The organism is Stenotrophomonas sp. 05L44_2, assembly GCF_056665995.1.
Genome location: NZ_JBFTNR010000577.1, coordinates 1 through 2,727, shown reverse-complemented (window position 1 = coordinate 2,727; position 2,727 = coordinate 1). Strand labels below are relative to the sequence as shown.

1 protein-coding gene and 1 pseudogene are annotated in these 2,727 nt (G+C 68.3%); both read left to right on the top strand.

From position 1 onward, the window contains the following. On the top strand, positions 1 to 2,222 hold a 2,222-nt coding region (locus tag AC1VAN_RS17655; RefSeq protein WP_480986326.1), incomplete at its 5' end, for a penicillin-binding protein 1A. A 311-nt stretch (positions 2,223 to 2,533) separates the two neighbouring features. After that, positions 2,534 to 2,727 (top strand): annotated as a pseudogene (locus AC1VAN_RS17650) (hypothetical protein); the annotation flags it as partial.

Genomic DNA, 2,727 nt, shown 5'->3' with positions numbered 1-2,727 from the left:
GGCGTACCCCCATCACCATGAAGGACGTGCCGGAGAAGCTGAAACAGGCGTTCCTGGCCACCGAGGATGCCCGTTTCTACGAGCACGGCGGCGTGGACTACAAGGGCATCGGTCGCGCGGTGTGGCTGCTGGCCACCACCAACGACAAGCGCGTGCCCGGTGGCTCCACCATCACCCAGCAGGTGGCCCGCCAGTTCTTCCTCAGCTCCGAGTACAGCTATACCCGCAAGCTGGCCGAGATCCTGCTGGCGCGCAAGATCGAGTCCGAGCTGAGCAAGGACGAGATCTTCGAGCTGTACCTGAACAAGAGTTTCTTCGGCAACCGCGCCTACGGCGTGGCCGCCGCCGCCGAGTTCTACTACGGCAAGAAGCTGGGCGAGCTGGACCTGGACGAGATGGCCTCGCTGGCCGGCATCCCCAAGTTCCCGTCCTCGGGCAACCCGATCTCCAACCCGGAGCGCGCCCGCCAGCGTCGTGACAACTATGTGCTGCAGCGCATGGCCGACCTGAAGTTCGTCAGCCAGGCCGAGGCCGATGCGGCCAAGGCCGTGCCGATGCACGCCACCGCCCACGAGCCGCCGGTGCAGGTCGATGCCCCGTACGTGGCCGAGCTGGTGCGCCAGGAAATAATCGCCCGCTTTGGCGGCGACGTGGTCAACAAGGGCTACCACGTCACCACCACCATCGATTCGACCCTGCAGACCGCCGCCAACCTGTCGGTGCGCGACGGCCTGCTGCTGTACGACCATCGCCACGGCTGGCACGGCGTGGAGAAGCAGGTACAGCTGGGCGCCGGCGACGACGCCGCGGCCCTGGCCGAGCACCTGCGCGGCATGTTCGGCCAGGCCGGCCTGCTGCCGGCGATCGTCGCCAGCACCGGCGCCGACGGCAGTGCCACCGTGGTGCTGGCCAACCGCAGCGAGATCGTGCTGCCGGCCGGTGCCGCCAAGTGGACCAACAAGAGCCCGGCCAAGCTGGTGCAGCGCGGCGACATCGTGCGCGTGCGCGCTGGTGCCAAGGAGGGCGAATGGCTGCTCGACCAGCTCCCGCGCGGCCAGTCCGCCCTGGTTTCGCTGGACGCCCACAGCGGCGCCCTGAAGGCGCTGGTCGGTGGCTTCAGCTTCTCCGGCAACAAGTTCAACCGTGCCACCCAGGCCCGTCGCCAGCCCGGCTCGAGCTTCAAGCCGTTCGTCTACGCGGCCGCCTTCGACAAGGGCTACAACCCGGCCTCGATCGTGCTCGACGCCCCGGTCGTGTTCCGCGACCGCCGCGGCAAGACCTGGGCACCGCAGAACGACGGCGGCGGCTTCCGCGGCCCGATGCGCCTGCGTGAAGCGCTGGTGCAGTCACGCAACCTGGTCTCGGTGCGCCTGCTTGATGGCATGGGCGTGGACTACGCGCGCAAGTACATCAGCCAGTTCGGCTTTGCCGAATCCGAGCTGCCGCCGAACCTGTCGATGTCGCTGGGTACCGCCTCGCTGACCCCGCTGTCGGTGGCCCGCGGCTACGCCGTGTTCGCCAACGGCGGCTCACGCGTGGACACCTGGCTGATCGACCAGGTCAACGACCGCGATGGCAACCTGGTGTTCAAGGAAAACCCGGCGATGGCCTGCCGCGACTGCGCCGGCAGCAGCGACCAGCCGGTGAACCAGGTCGTGGACGGCTTCAACTTCGGCGCCCCGGCACCCAAGGTCGATGCCACCGCCGCTGCCAAGCCGGAAGCCAAGACCGAAACGCCGGCCGCACCCGCCAACCCGGACGCGCGTACCGCACCGCGTGCGATCGACGCCCGCACCGCCTACCAGCTGGTGTCGATGATGCGCGACGTGGTCCAGCGCGGCACCGGCGCGCAGGCCAAGGTACTTGGCCGCGAAGACGTGGGCGGCAAGACCGGCTCCACCAATGATCACCGTGACGCCTGGTTCTCCGGCTTCGGCGGCCCGTACGTGACCACCGTGTGGGTGGGCCGCGACGACTTCCGCTCGCTGGGCTACCGCGAATACGGTGGCAAGGCCGCCCTGCCGATCTGGATCGACTACATGCGCACCGCGCTGAAGGACACCCCGATCGCACAGAACGAACCGCCGAGCGGCATGGTCCAGGCCACCCTCAACGGTGCGGTGGAGTGGGTGAAGGTGGAAGACATGGATCGCCTGACCGACTACGACCTCAACCTGCAGAGCACCCCGCAGGCTGACGCGGCCGCGTTCGATATCTTCTGAAGCCAGGCGGGGTGGGTGCCAACCGTTGGTTGGCACCATGGCCCGACGTTGCCTTGGTAGTCGCCAACCTTGGTTGGCGCCGATGCATTCGCCGGGCATGGCCCGGCGCTACCCCGCTAGATGCCAACCTTGGTTGGCGCCGATGCATCCGCCGGGCATGGCCCGGCGCTACCATGCCGCACCCGTCGGGCGCCCTCTCCCGGTAGCGCCGGGCCATGCCCGGCGAGCGTAGCGGCACCTGTGCGAAATACCCACGCAGATGTCACACGCCTGCGCTAGTCTGTGGCCAGGTCGCAACAGGGAGTCATCGCATGCACCGCGCTCACCAGCATGCTGCCAGCCAGACCCGCGAACGGCGTCATCGCCTCGCCCACGAAGCCGCCCGGCTGATGGCCGAAGGCGGAATCCGCGACTTCCACCAGGCCAAACTCAAGGCTGCCAGCCGCCTTGGCATCCACGACGATGCTTCCCTGCCCCGCAACGTCGAGATCGAACAGGCCCTGCG